Origin of the sequence: Burkholderia catarinensis (assembly GCF_001883705.2) — a bacterium.
Taxonomy (GTDB): Bacteria; Pseudomonadota; Gammaproteobacteria; order Burkholderiales; family Burkholderiaceae; genus Burkholderia; species Burkholderia catarinensis.
The window spans coordinates 18,086-34,875 of sequence record NZ_MDEQ02000002.1 but is presented as its reverse complement, the minus strand read 5'-3'; the positions used below and the strand labels follow the sequence as shown (position 1 = coordinate 34,875).

General features: G+C 67.0%; 16 protein-coding genes. 6 read left to right on the top strand and 10 right to left on the bottom strand.

The window, feature by feature from the left end; translation table 11 throughout:
* Positions 1-11 precede the first annotated feature (11 nt).
* Genes ceoA through opcM form a run of 3 tightly spaced genes read left to right on the top strand, consistent with a single transcriptional unit; the run spans position 12 to position 6,021 of the window.
* Positions 12-1,229, top strand: a complete 1,218-nt coding sequence (gene ceoA, locus BFF94_RS03305) for a multidrug efflux RND transporter periplasmic adaptor subunit CeoA (protein ID WP_128841242.1) — start codon at positions 12-14, stop codon at positions 1,227-1,229.
* Positions 1,230-1,274: 45 nt separating this feature from the next.
* Entirely contained in the window at positions 1,275-4,475 is a 3,201-nt protein-coding gene (gene ceoB, locus BFF94_RS03300) for a multidrug efflux RND transporter permease subunit CeoB (RefSeq protein WP_128841243.1), read from the top strand.
* A gap of 10 nt (positions 4,476-4,485) precedes the next feature.
* A complete protein-coding gene (gene opcM / locus BFF94_RS03295; protein ID WP_128841244.1) occupies positions 4,486-6,021 on the top strand; it encodes a multidrug efflux transporter outer membrane subunit OpcM in 1,536 nt (511 codons plus the stop codon).
* Positions 6,022-6,114: 93 nt separating this feature from the next.
* On the opposite strand, the gene BFF94_RS38165 is transcribed toward opcM, so the two are convergent.
* Positions 6,115-6,243 carry a hypothetical protein gene (locus tag BFF94_RS38165; RefSeq protein ID WP_281426097.1) on the bottom strand — a complete coding sequence of 43 codons (129 nt, stop codon included), beginning with the start codon at positions 6,241-6,243 and terminating at the stop codon, positions 6,115-6,117.
* Between the two features lie 5 nt (positions 6,244-6,248).
* Here BFF94_RS38165 and BFF94_RS03285 point away from each other — a divergent pair, with 5 nt between their 5' ends.
* Positions 6,249-6,680: a Tautomerase enzyme gene (locus BFF94_RS03285; protein WP_128841245.1), complete on the top strand. Its 432-nt coding sequence runs from the start codon at positions 6,249-6,251 to the stop codon at positions 6,678-6,680.
* A gap of 69 nt (positions 6,681-6,749) precedes the next feature.
* On the opposite strand, the gene BFF94_RS03280 is transcribed toward BFF94_RS03285, so the two are convergent.
* From BFF94_RS03280 to BFF94_RS03265, 4 genes are all read right to left on the bottom strand, one after another.
* On the bottom strand, positions 6,750-6,944 hold the full coding sequence (locus tag BFF94_RS03280) for a hypothetical protein (RefSeq protein ID WP_143269599.1): 195 nt from the start codon (positions 6,942-6,944) through the stop codon (positions 6,750-6,752).
* Between the two features lie 38 nt (positions 6,945-6,982).
* Positions 6,983-7,381: a type II toxin-antitoxin system VapC family toxin gene (locus BFF94_RS03275; protein ID WP_128841246.1), complete on the bottom strand. Its 399-nt coding sequence runs from the start codon at positions 7,379-7,381 to the stop codon at positions 6,983-6,985.
* On the bottom strand, positions 7,378-7,623 hold the full coding sequence (locus BFF94_RS03270; protein ID WP_128841247.1) for an AbrB/MazE/SpoVT family DNA-binding domain-containing protein: 246 nt from the start codon (positions 7,621-7,623) through the stop codon (positions 7,378-7,380). Before BFF94_RS03270 ends, BFF94_RS03275 begins: the two co-directional genes overlap by 4 nt.
* Positions 7,624-7,811: 188 nt before the next feature.
* Positions 7,812-8,702 carry a LysR family transcriptional regulator gene (locus BFF94_RS03265; RefSeq protein ID WP_128841248.1) on the bottom strand — a complete coding sequence of 297 codons (891 nt, stop codon included), beginning with the start codon at positions 8,700-8,702 and terminating at the stop codon, positions 7,812-7,814.
* A 99-nt stretch (positions 8,703-8,801) separates the two neighbouring features.
* Between BFF94_RS03265 and BFF94_RS03260 the strand changes: the two genes are divergently transcribed.
* Positions 8,802-9,242 carry a PACE efflux transporter gene (locus BFF94_RS03260; protein ID WP_128841249.1) on the top strand — a complete coding sequence of 147 codons (441 nt, stop codon included), beginning with the start codon at positions 8,802-8,804 and terminating at the stop codon, positions 9,240-9,242.
* An 88-nt stretch (positions 9,243-9,330) separates the two neighbouring features.
* Here BFF94_RS03260 and BFF94_RS03255 read toward each other — a convergent pair whose 3' ends face one another.
* From BFF94_RS03255 to BFF94_RS03235, 5 genes are all read right to left on the bottom strand, one after another.
* Positions 9,331-10,182: an alpha/beta fold hydrolase gene (locus BFF94_RS03255; RefSeq protein WP_128841250.1), complete on the bottom strand. Its 852-nt coding sequence runs from the start codon at positions 10,180-10,182 to the stop codon at positions 9,331-9,333.
* 248 nt (positions 10,183-10,430) lie between these two features.
* A complete protein-coding gene (locus BFF94_RS03250; protein WP_128841251.1) occupies positions 10,431-10,760 on the bottom strand; it encodes a DUF3579 domain-containing protein in 330 nt (109 codons plus the stop codon).
* Between the two features lie 25 nt (positions 10,761-10,785).
* Entirely contained in the window at positions 10,786-12,147 is a 1,362-nt protein-coding gene (locus tag BFF94_RS03245) for a sigma-54-dependent transcriptional regulator (protein ID WP_219138987.1), read from the bottom strand.
* Complete coding sequence (locus BFF94_RS03240; RefSeq protein ID WP_219138986.1) at positions 12,137-14,023, bottom strand: sensor histidine kinase; 1,887 nt, start codon at positions 14,021-14,023, stop codon at positions 12,137-12,139. Before BFF94_RS03240 ends, BFF94_RS03245 begins: the two co-directional genes overlap by 11 nt.
* A 119-nt stretch (positions 14,024-14,142) precedes the next feature.
* Positions 14,143-15,507, bottom strand: coding sequence for a 2-hydroxycarboxylate transporter family protein (locus BFF94_RS03235; protein ID WP_219138985.1), 1,365 nt, complete (start codon positions 15,505-15,507; stop codon positions 14,143-14,145).
* A gap of 421 nt (positions 15,508-15,928) precedes the next feature.
* Here BFF94_RS03235 and BFF94_RS03230 point away from each other — a divergent pair, with 421 nt between their 5' ends.
* A complete protein-coding gene (locus BFF94_RS03230; RefSeq protein ID WP_219138984.1) occupies positions 15,929-16,780 on the top strand; it encodes a MetQ/NlpA family ABC transporter substrate-binding protein in 852 nt (283 codons plus the stop codon).
* Positions 16,781-16,790 lie beyond the last annotated feature (10 nt).

Sequence of the window (16,790 nt, the reverse complement as noted above, 5' to 3'; positions counted from 1 at the left end):
TGGAGATCCACATGGCCATCCTACGCACCTCCCGTTCCCGAATCGCGACAGCGGCGATCGTGACGCTCGCCGTCGTCGGCCTCGGCACGTTCGGCGCAATGCGCGTGAACGCGAACGCGCCCGAGAAATCGGCCGCGCCGCTGCCCGAAGTCGACGTCGCGACCGTCGTGCCGCAGACCGTGACCGACTGGCAAAGTTATTCGGGCCGCCTCGAAGCGGTCGAGAAAGTCGACGTGCGCCCGCAGGTGTCGGGCACGATCGTCGCGGTGAACTTCAAGGACGGCGCGCTCGTGAAGAAGGGCGACGTGCTGTTCGTGATCGACCCGCGCCCGTACCAGGCCGAGACCGATCGCGCGGCCGCGCAGCTTGCTGCCGCGCAGGCGCGCAACGGCTATGCGCAGAGCGACTGGCAGCGCGCGCAGCGGCTGATCGGCGACAACGCGATCGCGAAGCGCGACTACGACGAGAAGCAGAACGCCGCGCGCGAGGCGAACGCGAACCTGAAGGCCGCCGATGCCGCGCTGGAAACGGCGCGCATCAACCTCGGCTATACGCGGATCACCGCGCCGGTGTCCGGCCGCGTGTCGCGCGCGGAAATCACGCTCGGCAACGTCGTGTCGGCCGGCGCGTCGGCCGCGCCGCTGACGACGCTGGTGTCGGTGTCGCCGATCTACGCGTCGTTCGACGCGGACGAGCAGACCTACCTGCAATACATCAACGGCGCGCGCAACGGCCGCAAGGTGCCGGTCGAGCTCGGCCTCGCGAACGAAACCGGCTATTCGAGGAGCGGCGAGATCGACTCGGTCGACAACCGGCTCGACACGTCGTCCGGCACGATCCGCGTGCGTGCGCGCTTCGACAATGCTGACGGCGCACTCGTCCCGGGCCTCTACGCACGCGTGAAGGTGGGCGGCAGCGCGCCGCACCAGGCGCTGCTTGTCGACGACGCGGCGATCAACACCGACCAGGAGAAGAAGTTCGTGTTCGTGGTCGACCAGCAGGGCCGCGTGTCGTACCGCGAAGTGCAGCAGGGGATGCAGCACGGCAACCGGCGCGTGATCGTGAGCGGCCTGTCCGCCGGCGATCGCGTGGTCGTGAACGGCACGCAGCGCGTGCGCCCCGGCGAGCAGGTGAAGCCGCACATGGTCCCGATGACGGGAGGCGATGCACCGTCCGCGCCGCTGGCGGACAACGCGAAGCCGGCCGCACCGGCGAAGGCGGATTCGTAAGCGGCACGCCGCTTCGCTTCCGCGTTCAACCAGACAGAGCCACACATGAACATTTCCAAATTCTTTATCGACCGGCCGATCTTTGCAGGAGTCCTATCGGTGATCATCCTGCTTGGCGGGGTGATCGCGATGTTCCTGCTGCCGATTTCGGAATATCCGGAAGTCGTGCCGCCTTCCGTGATCGTGAAGGCGCAGTACCCGGGCGCAAACCCGAAAGTGATCGCCGAGACGGTCGCGTCGCCGCTTGAAGAGCAGATCAACGGCGTCGAGGACATGCTCTACATGCAGTCGCAGGCGAACAGCGACGGCAACATGACGATCACCGTCACGTTCAAGCTCGGCACCGATCCGGACAAGGCCACGCAGCTCGTGCAGAACCGCGTGAACCAGGCGCTGCCGCGCCTGCCGGAAGACGTGCAGCGGCTCGGCATCACGACGGTGAAGAGCTCGCCGACGCTGACGATGGTGGTCCACCTGATCTCGCCGGACAACCGCTACGACATGACCTACCTGCGCAACTACGCGCTGATCAACGTGAAGGATCGCCTGTCGCGGATCCAGGGCGTCGGCCAGGTGCAGCTGTGGGGTTCGGGCGACTACGCGATGCGCGTGTGGCTCGATCCGCAGAAGGTCGCGCAGCGCGGGCTGTCGGCCGAGGACGTCGTGCAGGCGATCCGCGAGCAGAACGTGCAGGTCGCGGCCGGCGTGATCGGCGCGTCGCCGTCGCTGCCCGGCACGCCGCTGCAGCTGTCGGTGAACGCGCGCGGCCGCCTGCAGACGGAAGACGAATTCGGCGACATCGTCGTGAAGACGACACCGGACGGCGGCGTCACGCGCCTGCGCGACATCGCGCGGATCCAGCTCGACGCGTCCGAATACGGGCTGCGCTCGCTGCTCGATAACAAGCCGGCCGTCGCGATGGCGATCAACCAGTCGCCGGGCGCGAACTCGCTGCAGATCTCGGACGAAGTGCGCAAGACGATGGCCGAGCTGAAGCAGGACATGCCGGCGGGCATCGACTACAAGATCGTCTATGACCCGACGCAGTTCGTGCGTTCGTCGATCAAGGCCGTCGTGCACACGCTGCTCGAAGCGATCGCGCTGGTCGTGATCGTCGTGATCGTGTTCCTGCAGACCTGGCGCGCGTCGCTGATTCCGCTGATCGCGGTGCCGGTGTCGATCATCGGCACGTTCTCGCTGCTGCTCGCATTCGGGTATTCGATCAACGCGTTGTCATTGTTCGGGATGGTGCTCGCGATCGGGATCGTGGTCGACGATGCGATCGTCGTCGTCGAGAACGTCGAGCGCAACATCGAGAGCGGGATGAACGCGCGGCAGGCGACCTACAAGGCGATGCAGGAAGTGAGCGGGCCGATCATCGCGATCGCGCTGACGCTCGTCGCCGTGTTCGTGCCGCTCGCGTTCATGTCGGGCCTGACCGGCCAGTTCTACAAGCAGTTCGCGATGACGATCGCGATCTCGACGGTGATCTCGGCGTTCAACTCGCTGACGCTGTCGCCGGCGCTGTCCGCGATCCTGCTGAAGGGGCATGGCGACAAGGAAGACTGGCTCACGCGCGTGATGAACCGCGTGCTCGGGGGCTTCTTCCGCGGCTTCAACAAGGTGTTCCATCGCGGCGCGGAGAACTACGGCCGCGGCGTGCGCGGCGTGCTGTCGCGCAAGACGCTGATGCTGGGCGTGTACCTCGTGCTGGTGGGCGCGACCGTGCTCGTGTCGAAGGTCGTGCCGGGCGGCTTCGTGCCCGCGCAGGACAAGGAATACCTGATCGCGTTCGCGCAGTTGCCGAACGGCGCGTCGCTCGACCGCACCGAGAAGGTGATCCGCGACATGGGCTCGATCGCGCTGAAGCAGCCGGGCGTCGAGAGCGCGGTCGCGTTCCCGGGGCTGTCGGTGAACGGCTTCACCAACAGCTCGAGCGCGGGCATCGTGTTCGTCACGCTGAAGCCGTTCTCGGAACGTCATGGCAAGGCGCTGTCGGCCGGTGCGATCGCGGGTGCGCTGAACCAGCAGTATGGCGCGATGAAGGATTCGTTCGTCGCGGTGTTCCCGCCGCCGCCGGTGCTCGGCCTCGGCACGCTCGGCGGGTTCAAGATGCAGATCGAGGATCGCGGCGCGGTCGGCTATGCGCGGCTCGCGGATGCGACCAACGACTTCATCAAGCGCGCGCAGCAGGCGCCGGAACTCGGCCCGTTGTTCACGAGCTACCAGATCAACGTGCCGCAGCTCAACGTCGATCTCGACCGCGTGAAGGCGAAGCAGCTCGGCGTGCCGGTCACCGACGTGTTCAACACGATGCAGGTGTATCTCGGCTCGCTGTACGTGAACGACTTCAACCGTTTCGGGCGCGTGTACCAGGTGCGCGTGCAGGCCGACGCGCCGTTCCGCCAGCGCGCGGACGACATCCTGCAGTTGAAGACGCGCAACGACAAGGGCGAGATGGTGCCGCTGTCGTCGCTCGTCACGGTGACGCCGACGTTCGGCCCGGAGATGGTCGTGCGCTACAACGGCTACACGGCGGCCGACATCAACGGCGGCCCGGCGCCGGGCTTCTCGTCGGGCCAGGCGCAGGCCGCGATCGAGCGTATCGCGCACGAGACGCTGCCGCGCGGCGTGCGGTTTGAGTGGACCGACCTCACGTACCAGCAGATCCTCGCGGGCGATTCGGCGATGTATGTATTCCCGATCAGCGTGCTGCTTGTGTTCCTCGTGCTCGCGGCGCTGTATGAAAGCCTGACGCTGCCGCTCGCGGTGATCCTGATCGTGCCGATGAGCATTCTGTCGGCGCTGACGGGCGTGTGGCTCACGCAGGGCGACAACAACATCTTCACGCAGATCGGCTTGATGGTGCTGGTGGGGCTGTCGGCGAAGAACGCGATCCTGATCGTCGAATTCGCGCGCGAGCTCGAACACGACGGCAGGACGCCGCTCGAGGCCGCGATCGAGGCGAGCCGGCTGCGGCTGCGCCCGATCCTGATGACGTCGATCGCGTTCATCATGGGCGTCGTGCCGCTCGTCGTGTCGACGGGCGCGGGTTCGGAGATGCGCCATGCGATGGGGATCGCGGTGTTCTTCGGGATGCTTGGCGTGACGCTGTTCGGGCTGATGCTGACGCCGGTGTTCTACGTCGTGCTGCGTACGCTCGCGGGCGGCAAGATCCACGTCGCCGGCAAGGACTCGGCGGGTTACGGCGTGCCGGCTCCGGGCGTACCGGCTCCGGATGCTTGAGGATAAGAAGATGAACAACTTGCACAACACGAATGGCCTGATGCGCTTCGCGAAGGTGGCGGCCGCGAGCACCCTGCTCGCGACGCTGCTCGCCGCGTGCGCGGTGGGCCCCGACTACAAGCGCCCGGATGCAGCGACGCCCGCCGCGTTCAAGGAAGCGCCGACGCTCGCCGCGGGCGAACAGGCCGGCACGTGGAAGACGGCCGAGCCGTCGGACGGCACGCATCGCGGCGAATGGTGGACGGTGTTCGGCGACCCGGTGCTCGATTCGCTCGAGACGCAGGCGCTCGCCGCGAACCAGAACCTGAAGGCCGCGGCCGCGCGTGTCGAGGAAGCGCGTGCGGCGACGCGTTCCGCGCGCTCGCAATGGTTCCCGCAGGTCGGCGCCGGTTTCGGGCCGACGCGCCAAGGGCTGTCGTCGGCGTCGCAGCTCCAGCCGCAGGGCACGGGCCCGACCAACGCGACGCTGTGGCGCGCGCAGGGCACGGTGTCCTATGAAGCCGACCTGTTCGGCCGCGTCGGCCGCAACGTCGAGGCGTCGCGTGCCGACCAGGCGCAGAGCGAGGCGCTGTTCCGCTCGGTGCAGCTCGCGCTGCAGGCGGACGTCGCGCAGAACTACTTCGAACTGCGCCAGCTTGATTCGGACCAGGACCTGTACCGCCGCACGGTGGAGTTGCGCGATCAGGCGCTGAAGCTCGTGCAGCGCCGCTTCAACGAAGGCGACATCAGCGAGCTCGACGTGTCGCGCGCGAAGAACGAACTGGCCAGTGCGCAGGCCGATGCGGTCGGCGTCGCGCGCCGGCGCGCGGCGTCCGAGCATGCGCTCGCGATCCTGCTCGGCAAGGCGCCCGCGGATTTCGCGTTCAAGGAAACGCCGATCGTGCCGGTGGGCGTGAAGATTCCGCCGGGCCTGCCGTCCGCGCTGCTCGAACGCCGTCCGGACGTGTCGGCGGCCGAGCGCGCGATGGCGGCCGCGAACGCGCGGATCGGCCTCGCGAAATCGGCATACTTCCCGAAGCTCGATATCACGGGGGCGTTCGGCTATGAGGCGTCGACGCTCGGCAACCTGTTCCTGTGGTCGAGCCGCACGTTCCTGCTCGGGCCATTCGCCGGCACCGCGCTGACGCTGCCGCTGTTCGACGGCGGGCGTCGTGCGGCCGGCGTGCAGCAGGCGCGCGCGCAGTACGACGAGCAGGTTGCGAACTACCGGCAGCAGGTGCTCGTCGCGTTCCGCGAGGTCGAGGACAATCTCGCCGATCTGCGCCTGCTCGACGACCAGATCCGCGCGCAGGATGCGGCCGTCAATGCGTCGCGTCGTGCGGCAACGCTGTCGCGTACGCAGTATCAGGAAGGCGAGGTCGCGTATCTCGACGTGATCGACAGCGAGCGCTCGGTGCTGCAGTCGCAACTGCAGGTGAACCAGCTGACCGGCGCGCAGGCCGTGTCGACCGTGAACCTGATCCGTGCATTGGGCGGCGGGTGGGGCGCGGCGCCGACGGCGGTTGGCGATGCGGCGTCCGTCAAGGCGGAGGTCGCCGCGCGTTGACGCAGCGGCCCGCGACGGGCCATCCAGACAAGTGGTCGATCGAAGAACCCCGATCCGTGGCAATGCGGATCGGGGTTTTTTATGGGTCGTCCGCTATGCCTGTGGCTCGGGCTGCACATCCGTGCGTTCGGCGATCACCACCGCGTAGCGGCCGACCGCATCGGCGATGCGCTGTGCCAGTTCGGGGTCGCGCACCGCTCGCGCGAGCGTGACGCCGCCCAAGTGCGATGCCGATTACGCTGACAGTTTCCGAAGGGGTTTTCACGCCGGACGATGAGGGGCCGGTGTTTGCAGAGCTGACCGATGCGCTGCTGGAAGTCGAAGGGTTGACCGGGAACGGGTTCCTGGCGCCGAACGTGGTGGGCACGCTCAACGTGCTGCCGCGGCACCGGACCTTCGTGCACGGCCGCGCGGAGCCTGCCGCGTTCGTCGAACTGAAGCTGCCAGCCGTGGCGCTCGCGGCGCCCGACAAACAGCGGGAATTCGTCGAACGGGCGACTGAAATCGTGCTGCATCGGGCCGGCGGGCGGCTGACGCCGGCGCAAGTGTGGGTGAATGTGGTGCATGCCGTCGACGGCGGATGGGGCATTGCCGGACGACGTTATGACAACGCGTCGCTGGTCGATTCGATTCAAAGCGCGGCGGCGGCAGCGGTGTAGTTGGATGCAACTAACGGTCAGCACGTCATGCGTTGGCCGACGGTGCGGCGGCGATCGCCGCCGCACCGGTTAATTTTGGGTATCCGCATTTTGAGACGGATGCATCCAGTCAGGGGCAATCTCGTTGAGCTGGATGTGAAGGTTGCCGGGGAGGATCTCGATGGAGTCGATGGTCATTCGGTCGGGGATATCACCGCCGAGCATGACCAGTACCTCAAATTCGATTCGCTCATCGGTCGCGAACGAACCCCCGCCAATCCCCATCGATTGCGGGCTTTTCCTGCTATCAGCCAGTGCCGTCGTTACTTGATCAACTGCATTCCGATGACCTTCGAGGCCGTCACGTCGAAAGTGGCGGTGTACTCGCACTCGGCAACGTGCCCCGACCGCTCGATCAGGCAGTCCGCGAAATCTGCCTTGTCTGATGCCGCGAAAACACGAAGTGCCTTTCGCACTGTGTCCGCAGCTTCGACGACCAGTTCCTTCGTGCCGATCACCGAGTCGACAATGTCCTTCATCTGGTCGCGCTCGACACCGTAGCAGCGCGCGAGCACCCACACGACCTCGACGAGCGCCACCTGCGAGACATAGCCCGGCCGATCGGCCGACAGGGATTCCATCAGCGTCGTCGCCTTCTTGGACTGCACGGCATCGTCTTGCGCGAAATAGCGGACCAGTACGTTCGTATCCAGTCCGATCATCGCGCGGATGCTCCCCGCTCGGCGATGGCGCGGTTCATGTCCTCGATCGAGACCGGTTTGGCGGGCTTCTTCACGATGCCCTTGAGCGATGCGACCGAGCGCGTGGCCGGATATATCTCGTACCGCCCCGTTGCCTCGTTGAAACTGAACTCGATCCGGTCGCCGGACGCCAAACCGAGCTGGTTGCGCACGTCCACCGGAATCGTGACCTGGCCCTTTGATGTGATAGTTGCGGCTGTCATAATTACCCTCCACTGCTCCTTACATTAAGGTAAGGAGTTGATAAAGGCAAGGGCAATAAAAGAGCCGGGCGCTATTTTCCAGTCTAAACCGCGCAAAACCTCACCTCCTCGGAAAAACGGCCGCCGCCGTGATGTTGGTGTTGCATCGTTCCGCCGCAGCATCCATCCACCGCCAAATGCGGAAACCTTTAATTCTCATCGCCCTCAGCCCGCAGCGCGCGAACCAGTTCGCTCGCCGCCTTGCCGAGCCCCGTGTGCTTCGGCCGCCGCAGGAATACGGGCAGCGGCAGCCCGTTGCGGATGTTCGCGAACACGAGCGGCACGAGTTCGCCGTCGGCGATGTATCGGCCGATCACGGATTCCGGCAAATTCGCCCAGCCATGACCGGCCTTCACGAGCGCGATCGCGGTGGCCATGTCGGTCACCTTCCACGTGCGGTTGCCGATCAGCGGCCGCACGTCGGTCAGCGGCCGTTCGGGATCGGCGATCACGATCTGCCGGAAGCCCGACAGCCGCTCGATCGCTTCGGGCTGCGCGCATTCGGCGATCGCCGGATGGCTCGGCGCGGCGACTGCGAAGAGCGTCTCGGTCCACAGCGCGTGGATCTGTTCCTGCGGATGAAGATCGAGCCCGCCGTATGCGACGCACAGATCGACGGCGCCGCGATGCAGCGCATCGACGATCGTGTCCTGCGGCGCGGTGACGATGCTGATCGCGAGCGCCGGATATTTCGCGGCCACGGCCGTTAGCGCACGGGCAACCGGCGCGCCGTCGATTTCGGCCGCGAGCCCGAGCCTCAGTGTGTTCTCGACGCCTTCGGACAGATGCTGCGCATGCGCACGCAGCACGTGCAGCCGCTCCGCGATCGATCGCGCATCGGGCAACAGCGCGGCCATTGCGGCGGTTGGCGTCGGCTCGCGCGTGCCGCGGTCGAACAGCACGAGGTCGAGTTCTGCCTCGAGGTTGGCGATCGCCATGCTGACCGCCGACGGCGTGCGGCCGAGCGCACGCGCGGCCGCCGAGAACGAGCCTTTGTCGATGACGGTCAGCAGCATGTCGATGTGGTCGCTGGTCAGCATCCGCGGCCTCCTGTCAGAAAAATTGAAAGGACCTGACTTTGGCGGACGAGGTACCCGCTGCTAGTCTCGCCACCTTGTTCGATAGCAAGGTGGATGGTCATGCAAGGATGGAAGAGACGCATAGTCTACGTCGCGATGTTCGAGGTGCTCGGCATCCTGGTCGCGTCGTCGGTGCTCGGCATGCTGAGCGGCGCGAGCGCGGCGACGAGCGGCCTGCTGGGCGTGATGATCTCGACGACAGGTGTCACCGTCAATTTTCTGTACAACTTCGCGTTCGAGGCGTGGGAGCGACGCAGCGCGGAAACCACGCGCACCGTTGGGCGCCGCGTCGTGCATGCGATCGGTTTCCAGGTCGCGCTCGTGACGTTCCTGATCCCGCTGATCGCGTGGTGGCTCGACGTGTCGCTGCTGCAGGCGTTCCTGTACGACGCGGTGCTGATCGTGTTCTTCCCGATCTTCACGTTCGCGTACAACTGGGCGTTCGACAGCGTGTTCGGGTTGCCGGATGCGGTGACGCGCAAGGCGAAGCCGGTCGCGTAACGTAGAGGATCGCGAAGCGATGCAGGGTAGCCCGCATCATTTCGAAAAGAGGGGACGAGACCGGGCGGAACGAATGCCGCCCGGGAAATTACGCGGCGACGAACTCGTGCACGTATCGGTTGAACACCGCGGGGCTCGCCGCGTTCATCCCGTGCGATGCACCAGCAACGGTCTGCCGTTGCGCATTGCCGATCCACTGCGACAGCGTGTCGACGTTGTTGCGGAACATCTTCGGGCTGCGCTGGCCGTCGATCAGCAGCGTGCGGCATGCGATATCGGCGGCCGTGTGCTGCGAGTACGCAGGCAGCGGGTCGCGCAGCTGCTTCGGCAGCGTGCTGGCGTTGTCGATCGCCATCGTGCGGAAACGCGACGTGCTCTTCTTCCACGCGCCGGGCAGGCTCACCGAATCGACGAACATCTCGATGCCGGATTCGACGTCGCCTTGCCCGATCAGGTTCACGGCCTTCGTGCGCAGCGCGATCGCGGCAGCCGGCAGCACGGCTTCGAGCACGCCCTGCTGTTGCAGCGGGCCGCCCGGATCGGCGAGCGTGAGCGACTCGACGAGATGCGGATGCTGGCGCGCGACGTTGAACGCCACGCTGCCGCCGCGCGAATGACCGACCAGATGCACGGGGCCGAGATCGAGCGCGTCGATGAATTCGGCGAGCTCGTCGACATGGTTCTGCCAGCTGAACTCGTCCTGGATGCCCGCTTCGACGGCCGGCCAGTAGTGGCTGAGGCTCGGCGCGATGCAGCGGTAGTGGGCCGACAGCGACGCAAGCTGCGGATCCCAGTAGCGGTAGTCGCACAGCGAGCCGTGCACGAACACCATCGGTGCGCCGCTGCCCCGCTCGACATACGGCAGGCTGATGCCTGACGAAAGCGTCGCAAATTGCAGGTCGGGGTTCGCGAGCACCGAAGGCTCGATTCGCATGTTCATGGCTGAAAGACTTAAAGGTGCGTCAACACGACGCAACTATGCATCACGGCGACCTGCAAGGAAAACGCATAATTTTCATCGTGGCGATCAATTTTATTGATGGCTGCGCCGCAAACCGTTGTCGGAGCGTAAGGGTAAGTCGAAGCCTTCAATCATCTGACGATGGATTTCCGAACCGAAAGGGCGCGCGACGGCCTGCGCGCGTGCGCAACCGCATCGAAAAAAGGGGGAAGCCGGCGGCCCGCGCGTCAGCGCACCGTCAACGCGGGCGCGGCCTGAAGCTCGACGGGAAGATCGTTGTCGGCGGCGAACTGCATCGCGAAGTCGAATGCATCGGCGCACACATCGCGCAATTCGTCCGACACGAACAGGCATTTGGCGCCGCCGTCGACGACGGGCATCGCAAGCCGCGACAGCGCGCACGGATAGCCGGGGCGCCGTTCGCCGACGAACAGCGTGATGACGCCGGCGAGGCGCTCGGGCCAGTCGCTCGGGCGGAAGGTCTTTTGCGCGCGCGTGACGCCGCGGATCAGGTGGCCGGCGATGCGGCCGGGTTCGGTGACTTCGATGCGATCCATGCTGTTGTGCGTATCCTCGTTCGCGTCATTCGCCGCCGTCGGCCGCCGCGTCGCCGCGCGCGGGAATCCGCAGGTTGCGCAGCTTGTGATAGAGCGTCTTCTTCGGCATGCCGAGCGCATCGCTTGCGTCCGCAACGTTGCCGTTGTGACGCCGCAGCATGTCCTCGATCAGCATCCGCTCGAAATACGCAAGCTGCTCCGCGAGCGTGCCGCCCGCGGCCGGCGCGCCGCCGGACGACAGCAGGCTGTCGCCGGTCAGCCCGAGCACGAAGCGGTCGGCCACGTTCTGCAGCTCGCGCACGTTGCCGGGCCACGCGTGCGTCATCAGTTCGGACACCTGCGCAGCCGTGACGACCGGCGCCGGCTGCCCGAAGCGCCGCGCGGCCGCGAGCACGAAATGCTCGAACAGCAGCGGCACGTCCTCGCGCCGCTCGCGCAGCGGCGGCAGCTCGATCTGCGCGACGTTGAGGCGATACAGCAGGTCCGCGCGAAAGCGGCCGTCGGCCGCGAGCTCGGCGAGGTCGGCCTTCGACGCGGCGACCACGCGGCAGTCGACCGGAATCAGCTCGTTCGCGCCGAGCCGCTCGATCACGCGCTCCTGCAGCACGCGCAGCATCTTGATCTGCAGCGAAATCGGCATCGTCTCGATCTCGTCGAGGAACAGCGTGCCGCCGTGCGCCCATTCGATCTTGCCGATGCGCTTCTTGATCGCGCCGGTGAACGCGCCGGCCTCGTGGCCGAACAGTTCGCTCTCGAAGATCTGCTCGGGCAGGCCGCCGCAGTTCAGCGCGACGAAATGCGCGCTGCGCCGGCCGCCGAAGTCGTGCAGGCTGCGCGCGATCAGTTCCTTGCCGGTGCCCGTCTCGCCGGTGATCAGCACCGACACCGCCGTATCGGCGAGGCGCAGGATCTTCTTGCGCACGTCGGCCATCGCGGGCGACTTGCCGAGGATGAACGCCTCGATGCCCTGCCAGTTGTCGAGCGCCGCGCGCAGCCCCTGCACCTCGAGCGTGAGGCGGCGCTTCTCGACCGCACGCGCGACGCGGCCCGCGATCAGGTCCGACGAGAACGGCTTCTCGATGAAGTCATACGCGCCGACCTGCATCGCGCCGACGGCCGTCGAGATATCCGCATGGCCGCTGATCAGCACGACCGGGATCTGCGCATCGACGGCCATCACGCGGTCGAGCAGCTGCAGCCCGTCGATGCCCGGCATCCGCACGTCCGACACGATCACGACCGGCGCGCCGGGCGCGACGTGCGAAAGCGCGTCGGCGGCCGACGCGAATGCGTCGACCGGGAACCCGGCAAGCGCGACGGCCTGCTCGACGCCGATCCGGACGTTTTCATCGTCCTCGACGACCAGCACCCGAATTTCATCTTCCATGCTCTGTCCTTGGTTGCAGCGTCGCCGCCGCGAATTCGATACTGAACTGCGCGCCGCCTTCGTCGCGGTTCGTCGCGGCGATCTTCGCGCCGAACGCCTCGACGATGCGCGACGTGATCGCGAGGCCGAGCCCGAGACCCTGGCCGCGCGGCTTGGTCGTGACGAACGGCTCGAACAGGTGCGGCAGCACGTCGGGCGCGATGCCCGCGCCGCTGTCGGCGACCGTGAAGCGCACGCGGCCGGCTTCGTCCGGCCCGGCGGCGTCGATGACGATGCGGCGCACCGGCGCGTCGTGCACCGCGTCGAGCGCGTTGCCGAGCAGGTTCACGATCACCTGCTGCAACTGGCTCGATTCGGCCGACACGGTCGTGCCGGGCGCGATGTTCACGTCGAGCCGCACGCCTTCGTCGCGGATCCGCGCGTCGTAGATGAGCCGCGCATGCGCGACGGCCTCGTTCAGCGACACCGCGACGCGCTCGACATCGGGCTTGCGCGCGAAGGTCTTCAGCTCGCCGGTGAGCACGGCCATGCTGTCGACGAGCTTGCCGATCCGTTCGAGATTGGCGAGCGCCGGCGCCGGCTGGCCGCGCTCGAAGAACGTGCGCGCGTTGTCGCACAGCGTGCGGATCGCGACGAGCGGCTGGTTCAGCTCGTGCGTGAGGCCGGCGGCCATCTGCCCGAGCACCGCGAGCTTGCCAGCGTGCACGACTTCCTGCTGCGACGCGCGCAGCCGCTGCTCGGTGCGTTCGCGCTCGACGATCTCGCGCTGCATCTGCTCGTTCGTGGCCGTCAGCGCGGCCGTGCGCTGCGCGACGGTCAGTTCGAGCCGGTCGTTCGCACGGCGCAGCGCGTCCTGCGCATTCAGCCGCGCGACGATCGCCCGGCGGCGCTGGACCGCGTAGCCGGCCAGCAGCGCGGCGATCAGGAACGCGCCGGTGACGAACACGAAGGCCGTCTGCTGCTGGCGCCGCGCGCCCGCGATGTCGAGCAGCACCATCAGCGAATCGCCGGCCTGCGGCGCGGGGCGCGACATCACGAGATAACGCGTGGTGCGGCCGGTGCGGCGCGGATCGGGGAAGGTGCCGAACCACGCGGCCGCGCTGTGGCTGCCGATGCGGCGATACGGCAGCGCGTCGACGGTGCGGCCCGCGTATTGCCGCGACGCCTGGATGTCGCGCTGCTGCTGCGCGGTGATCGGGCGCAGCGCGGTGAATTTCCATGCGGGTTCGGTCGAGATCACGACCACGCCGTTGCTGTCGACGACCATCGCGGCGACACCCGGCGCGCGCCAGGCCGATTCGAGCGGATCGACGCTGATCTTGACGGCGGCCACGCCGATCGGCACGCCGTCGTCGCGCACCGCGCTGGCGAAGTAGACGCCCGGCACGCCCGTGTTGGTGCCGATGCCGAAGAAGCGGCCGCTGCCGCGCGCGAGCGCGTCCTTGAAATACGGCCGGTACGACACGTTGGTGCCGACGAAGCTGATCGTTTCGTTCCAGTTGCTGGCGGCGATCACGTCGCCCTGCAGGCCGATCACGTCGACCGCGCCGCTGCCCGCGTCGCGGTTCACCGCTTCGAGGTACGTGTTCACCGTTTGCACCAGCGCGGGGGCGTCGTGCGGCGCGGCCTTCAGCATCGCGCGCACGCCGTCCTGCCGTGCGACCAGGCCGGGCAGGATCTCGAAGCGGCCGAGCTCGCTCTTCAGGCTCGACGCGTACAGGTCGAGCCGGTGCGCGCCGGCCTCCTCGAGCGCGTCGATCGCGCGTTCCCACGCGAAATCGACGGCCGCGCCCGCCACGCCGACATACAGCACGGCGGCCGACGCCCAGCCCCACCACGGGATTCCCTTGAAGCTCTTCTGCACGTTCACCCTCATCGAAGCCTGTTATCGGCGTGAACAGGCCCTGCCAGCCCGAAACGACGCGCGCCGCGCGCCGGCAAGGCCGGCGGCGGCGCGTGCGAAGCGGCCGGCGCGACGGCGCGCGCGGCGGTGCGTCATCCGAAGTGCGCGACCAGGATCAGCGTCACCGTGACGACGATCGCGCCGCCGATGCGCGTCGCGATCTGCGCGAACGGCATCAGCTGCATCCGGTTCGCGGCGGTCAGGATCGCGACGTCGCCGGTGCCGCCTTGCCCGCTATGGCAGGCGTTCACGATTGCGGTGTCGATAGGGTACATCTTCAGCAGGCGGCCGACCACGAAACCGGTGCCCATCAGCGTCGCGACGGTCGACACGATCGTGACCACGTTGACGATCGTGAACGCGGCGGTCAGCTTGTCCCAGGGCGTCATCGCGACGCCGATCGCGAACAGCAGCGGATACGTGACGGCGGTCGAGAAGAACTTGTAGACGACGAACGCGCCTTCCTGCAGCGGCGGCGACACCGCGCGCGCGAGCTTCACCAGCACCGCGAGGAACAGCATCGCGACCGGCGCGGGCAGGCCGAACAGCTTGAACGCCATCAGGCCGACGAGGTACAGCGTGATCGCCGTGATGCCGGCGCCCGCGATGTGCGTGACGTCGACGTGACCTCGGATTTCCTCGTTTTCCGGCGTCATGTCGCCGCTTTCGCCGACCTGCAGGCGGCCGTTGCCGGTCAGGTGCGGCAGGCGCTTGCCGAGCATGTCGAGCGCGCCCGACAGGATGATCGCGGTCAGGCTGCCGAGCATCACCGGCGGCAGCACCATCGCGAACATCTCGCCCTGCGGCAGGTGCATCAGTTCCGAATAGCCGATCGACAGCGGAATCGCGCCTTCGCCGACGCCGCCCGCCATGATCGGCACGACGATGTACAGCAGCGTGTGGCGCGCGCCGAGGCCGAGCGCGGTGCCGACCAGCGTGCCGACGATCGCGGCCGCGACCGAGCCGGCCGCGAGCGGGATGAAGATCTTCACGAAGCCCTGGATCAGCACGCGCCGGTCCATGCTCAGGATGCTGCCGACGATGATCGACGCGATGAACAGGTACAGGAAGTTGGTCGACTTCGTGAACTCGGTCGTCAGGTTCAGCACCGGCTTCGGCAGCACGTGGTAGTACGTGAGCGCCGACGGCACGAAGGTCGCGAAGATCGCGGCCGCGCCGATGTTGCGCAGCAGCGGCAGGCGCTTGCCGAGTTCCGCGCAGGTGAAGCCGAAGAACGCGAGCACGGCGATCGCCATCGAGATCTCGCCGGGCACCTTGCCGGTCACCGAGAAGCCGACGATCAGCGCGAGCAGGATGAAGTAGACGGGCAGCGGAATGATGCCGATGCGGATTTCCATCAGCTTCCACCAGCCTTCCGGCCAGAAGCGCTCGCGCGGGGCGGCGACGGCGTCGGAAACCGGCTCGGGATGGGACGGGGTATGGATAGAGGTCTGCAAGACGTGTCTCCTGATGTTGGAATGCCTGCATTGCTTCGCGGCATCGTGTGCCGGGTATTACGCAACCTCCGTGCCAAGCGTGCGCGCCTGCGGCGTGCTTGTAGATCGTTGATTCATAAGGAGTCTGTTTCGTCTGCGGAAAGGGCTGCGCGAAGGCCGTTCCGAGATTTCGGAATTCGCGCGGCGGGCAGGCCGGGATTTCGGCCAACCGGGCGGCCCGGCGCCCGGCCGGACGCGTTCGCCCGCCATATCGCCGCGCGCGATTTTCTTCGCACAATCGCTTCGTAGACCGCCCACCCGCCGCTCTCTATCATCAGCTGATCCTTTTCCGATGCGACGACGATTGTCCGGAGAACGCCCGCGCGTTCGCCGCGGCGTCGCTCATCCGTCGATACCGTCTTTGGACAGGAGAGTGGTTTCCATGCTGCATGCCGTTTATTCCGCCCGCTTTTCCGCCGGCCAACTTGCTCGGCCGGCCCGCCTGCTGACGGCCGCGCTGCTCGCGGTGCTGCTCGGCGTCGTGCTGCCGAACGGCGCACGTGCCGACACCGCGCCGCTGAAGGTCGGCATCTCGACCAGCCCGCAGATCGAGGCGCTGAAGATCGCCGCGAAGGAGGCGAAGGCGCAGGGGCTTGACGTGCGGATCGTCGAGTTCACCGACTGGAACACGCCGAACGCGGCGCTCGCGAACAAGGACATCGACGTCAACTACTTCCAGCACATCCCGTTTCTCGAGAACGCGAAGAAGCAGGGCGGCTACGATTTCGTGTCGATCGCACCCGGCACGATCATGAAGATCGGCCTCTATTCGAAGAAGGTGAAAAGCTTCGCCGAGCTGAAGGACGGCGCGCGGGTCGCGATCGCGAACGATCCGGTGAACGGCGGGCGCGGCCTGTTGCTGCTGCAGCGCGCGGGCCTGATCGCGCTGAAGCCGGGCACCGACTACCGGGCGACGACGCACGACATCGTGTCCAACCCGAAGCACCTGAAGATCATCCCGCTCGAGGCGTCGCAGCTCGCGCGTTCGCTCGACGACGTCGATCTCGCGCAGGGCTACCCGAGCTTCATCAAGCTCGCCGGCACGACCGACCCGAACAGCGCGCTGCTGTTCGACGGCACCGAGAACAAGAACTTCGCGATCCAGTGGGTCGTGCGGCCGGACAGCGTGAACGACCCGCGCATCCGCAAGTTCATCGCGATCTACCAGCACTCGCCGGCCGTGCGCCGTGCGCTCGACAACGCATTCGGCTCGCTGTACGCGATCGCGTGGTGACGGAGGCGAA

Excerpts from the sequence above, each read along its gene's own strand:
- BFF94_RS03245 (WP_219138987.1), bottom strand. The coding sequence starts at position 12,147 with ATGGAAGATGAAATTCGGGTGCTGGTCGTCGAGGACGATGAAAACGTC.
- ceoA (WP_128841242.1), top strand. The coding sequence starts at position 12 with ATGGCCATCCTACGCACCTCCCGTTCCCGAATCGCGACAGCGGCGATC.
- BFF94_RS03265 (WP_128841248.1), bottom strand. The coding sequence starts at position 8,702 with ATGCTGACCAGCGACCACATCGACATGCTGCTGACCGTCATCGACAAA.
- opcM (WP_128841244.1), top strand. The coding sequence starts at position 4,486 with ATGAACAACTTGCACAACACGAATGGCCTGATGCGCTTCGCGAAGGTG.
- BFF94_RS03250 (WP_128841251.1), bottom strand. The coding sequence starts at position 10,760 with ATGGATCGCATCGAAGTCACCGAACCCGGCCGCATCGCCGGCCACCTG.
- BFF94_RS03255 (WP_128841250.1), bottom strand. The coding sequence starts at position 10,182 with ATGAACATGCGAATCGAGCCTTCGGTGCTCGCGAACCCCGACCTGCAA.
- BFF94_RS03260 (WP_128841249.1), top strand. The coding sequence starts at position 8,802 with ATGCAAGGATGGAAGAGACGCATAGTCTACGTCGCGATGTTCGAGGTG.
- BFF94_RS03230 (WP_219138984.1), top strand. The coding sequence starts at position 15,929 with ATGCTGCATGCCGTTTATTCCGCCCGCTTTTCCGCCGGCCAACTTGCT.
- BFF94_RS03285 (WP_128841245.1), top strand. The coding sequence starts at position 6,249 with ATGCCGATTACGCTGACAGTTTCCGAAGGGGTTTTCACGCCGGACGAT.
- BFF94_RS03280 (WP_143269599.1), bottom strand. The coding sequence starts at position 6,944 with ATGGGGATTGGCGGGGGTTCGTTCGCGACCGATGAGCGAATCGAATTT.
- ceoB (WP_128841243.1), top strand. The coding sequence starts at position 1,275 with ATGAACATTTCCAAATTCTTTATCGACCGGCCGATCTTTGCAGGAGTC.
- BFF94_RS03270 (WP_128841247.1), bottom strand. The coding sequence starts at position 7,623 with ATGACAGCCGCAACTATCACATCAAAGGGCCAGGTCACGATTCCGGTG.
- BFF94_RS03275 (WP_128841246.1), bottom strand. The coding sequence starts at position 7,381 with ATGATCGGACTGGATACGAACGTACTGGTCCGCTATTTCGCGCAAGAC.
- BFF94_RS03240 (WP_219138986.1), bottom strand. The coding sequence starts at position 14,023 with ATGAGGGTGAACGTGCAGAAGAGCTTCAAGGGAATCCCGTGGTGGGGC.